This is a genomic window from Providencia sp. PROV141 (assembly GCF_028481645.1).
Classification (GTDB): Bacteria; Pseudomonadota; Gammaproteobacteria; order Enterobacterales; family Enterobacteriaceae; genus Providencia; species Providencia rettgeri.
In genome coordinates this window covers 1-2362 of record NZ_JAMPPR010000009.1, presented here as the reverse complement: position 1 = coordinate 2362, position 2362 = coordinate 1, and the positions used below count along the sequence as shown (strand labels likewise).

Here is a 2362-nt window from a genome sequence, read left to right as displayed (position 1 = left end):
CAGAAAATGGTCTGCAGATAGTGGCAATATCCGTGAAACAATAAGTGCCGAATTTGAACAGGTAGTTTAATAGGATAATATATGATCTGTTTAGCAATCTAATTTAATTGGGGTTCTAAAGTGAAATCATATAAATACATTATCGGTTTTGCGGTTGGCTTTCTATTACTATATTTAGCAATGCCTAGTGCTAATGAGTCACCAAAAGATAAAGAGAAAAGTAAGGAAAGGGATGTTATAAAACTTTGCTGGAAAGATTATGAGAAAAAATCTATTTCACCAGAGGCTAAACAATTCGTTGCTTCCGTGTGTGAAAAGAAAGAGGATGATTTTCAAAGAAAATATGGCGTAAAACCATAATGTTACATCATTCAAAACTGCCACCTTCGGGTGGTTTTTTTATGGGTAAAACAAATGCAAAATATCCCACCTGAATTGCTGATCGCGACAACAAAACTTGAAGCAGAAGCAGAAATTATACTCTATGAAATAGACCTAACAAATATAGGTGGAATTCGGTATCGATTCCACAACGGTACCAATGAATCATCAGGGCCCGTTATTTGGCAAGGCCAAGAATATGAGCCTTATCCCATCATGGGGGATGGTTTTGATTTAAATGGCAAAGGCCCATCGACACGCCCAACTATTTCACTATCAAATTTGTTCGGCCTAATTTTTGGTATCGCTAGCCGCCTAAACTCAGGGTTAGGAGGTACTGTTATTCGTCGTAAGACAACGGCACAATTCCTCGATGCCGCGAATTTTGCTGGTGGCAATGACAATGCGGATCCAACGCAAGAGCAAGTTAGCCGATGGGTGATTGAGCAACTAACCAGTCTTAATGCTGAAACTGCAACATGGGAACTTGCCGCCCCAACGGAAACAGATGGTGCAACTTTTCCAGCTCGAGTCATTCTTTCGGATGTATGTAATTTTGGCTATCGGTCTGAAGAGTGCGGGTATAAAGGAGGGCCAGTTGCTGATGAGCTCGGCAACCCAACTCAAGACCCAACTAAAGATAAATGTGGTAAGCGTTTATCTGATTGTAAATTAAGAAATAACACACATCGAATAGGTTGCTTCCTCTCTTCGTCTCGCCTCAGTCAATAAGGATCCTCATGTTAGAACAAACTATTTTGGAACATGCAAAACGCATGGCGCCACAGGAATCGTGTGGCCTTGTGATTATTCAAGACGGTACCGAGATTTATATTCCTTGTGAAAACCAACATATCGATCCTGAAAATCATTTTTCAATTGCTGCCGAGGACTATATTCAAGCTAGCCAGATCGGCGAAGTCATCGCTATTGTTCATAGTCACCCCGGTGGCAATCCCTATTTAAGTACAGCAGATAGAGCGCACCAGTTAAAAACAAATCTCCCCTGGTGGCTGGTTTGCGATGAAAAAATTATCAAATTTGAGTGCGTACCTAAGTTATTAGGCCGTGAGTTTATTCATGGCTCTACAGATTGTTATGGCCTATTTCGTGACGCTTACCATTTAGCCGGTTGCTCATTGCCAGATTTTGACCGTGAAGACAATTGGTGGCGGCAAGGGAAGGAGCTTTATTTAGATAACTTAGCGGAAAATGGCTTTAAGCAAGTCAAAAGAGACATTCAGCCCGGCGATATCATTTTGTGTTGCTATGCCAGTTCTCGGGCGAATCACGCCGCAATCTACTTGGGCGACCAAACTATTTTGCATCACGTTCCTAATCAATTGAGCAAGCGAGAGGTTTATAACGAAAGATGGCAACGAATGACTCACTCGATTTGGCGCTACCGCGATTGGCAACCATCCGCTTTTATGGGGATCTGCAACGATTTGGCCGTCGATTCGATTTAAATATTAAAACCGCAGCTGAAGGGCTTCATGCCTTATTTCTTCAAATTCCCAATCTAAAACAACAATTCCGTGATGGCTGGTACCAAATTCGCATTAGCGGATCCGATGTTGACCCCAGCGAATTACATCAGCGTGTCCATGAACCTCTGATGGCAAATGCGGTAATTCACATCGTTCCGCGTATCGAGGGTGCAAAAACAGGGGGTGCATTTCAATTTATTGCCGGCGCAGCCGTTTTGGCGATCGGGTGGTGGAACCCTGCAGGCTGGAGTTTTGGCGCGTCGATGATGCTGGCAGGTGGTGCAATGATGATTGGTGGGGTCGCGCAAATGTTAACGCCGATACCTAAGCCTGCCAATTTGTCGCGTTCTGAAGAAGAAAAAGGGAACACGTACTTCAGCAATCTCGAAAACGCAGTGGCGCAGGGGATGGCGGTACCGGTTGCTTATGGTGAAATTATGTGCGGCTCAAGGGTGATTTCACAAGCAATTGAAATCATGGATGACGGTGAC

At 43.6% G+C, this 2362-nt stretch carries 4 protein-coding genes; all 4 read left to right on the top strand.

The features are described from left to right. The first annotated feature begins 120 nt into the window (after window positions 1–120). Window positions 121–360 (top strand): hypothetical protein, encoded by a 240-nt coding sequence (locus PSF09_RS08535; RefSeq protein WP_272683773.1) that lies wholly within the window; start codon window positions 121–123, stop codon window positions 358–360. A 54-nt stretch (window positions 361–414) separates the two neighbouring features. Continuing rightward, entirely contained in the window at window positions 415–1113 is a 699-nt protein-coding gene (locus tag PSF09_RS08530) for a phage minor tail protein L (protein WP_272678796.1), read from the top strand. A 2-nt stretch (window positions 1114–1115) separates the two neighbouring features. Next, entirely contained in the window at window positions 1116–1850 is a 735-nt protein-coding gene (locus tag PSF09_RS08525) for a C40 family peptidase (RefSeq protein ID WP_442959953.1), read from the top strand. Beyond that, on the top strand, window positions 1754–2362 hold a 609-nt coding region (locus PSF09_RS08520; RefSeq protein WP_272683772.1), incomplete at its 3' end, for a tail assembly protein. The genes PSF09_RS08525 and PSF09_RS08520, both read left to right, overlap by 97 nt.

Bases quoted from the DNA above. Each gene is read 5' to 3' on its own strand.
- PSF09_RS08530 (WP_272678796.1), top strand. From the start codon at position 415: ATGCAAAATATCCCACCTGAATTGCTGATCGCGACAACAAAACTTGAA.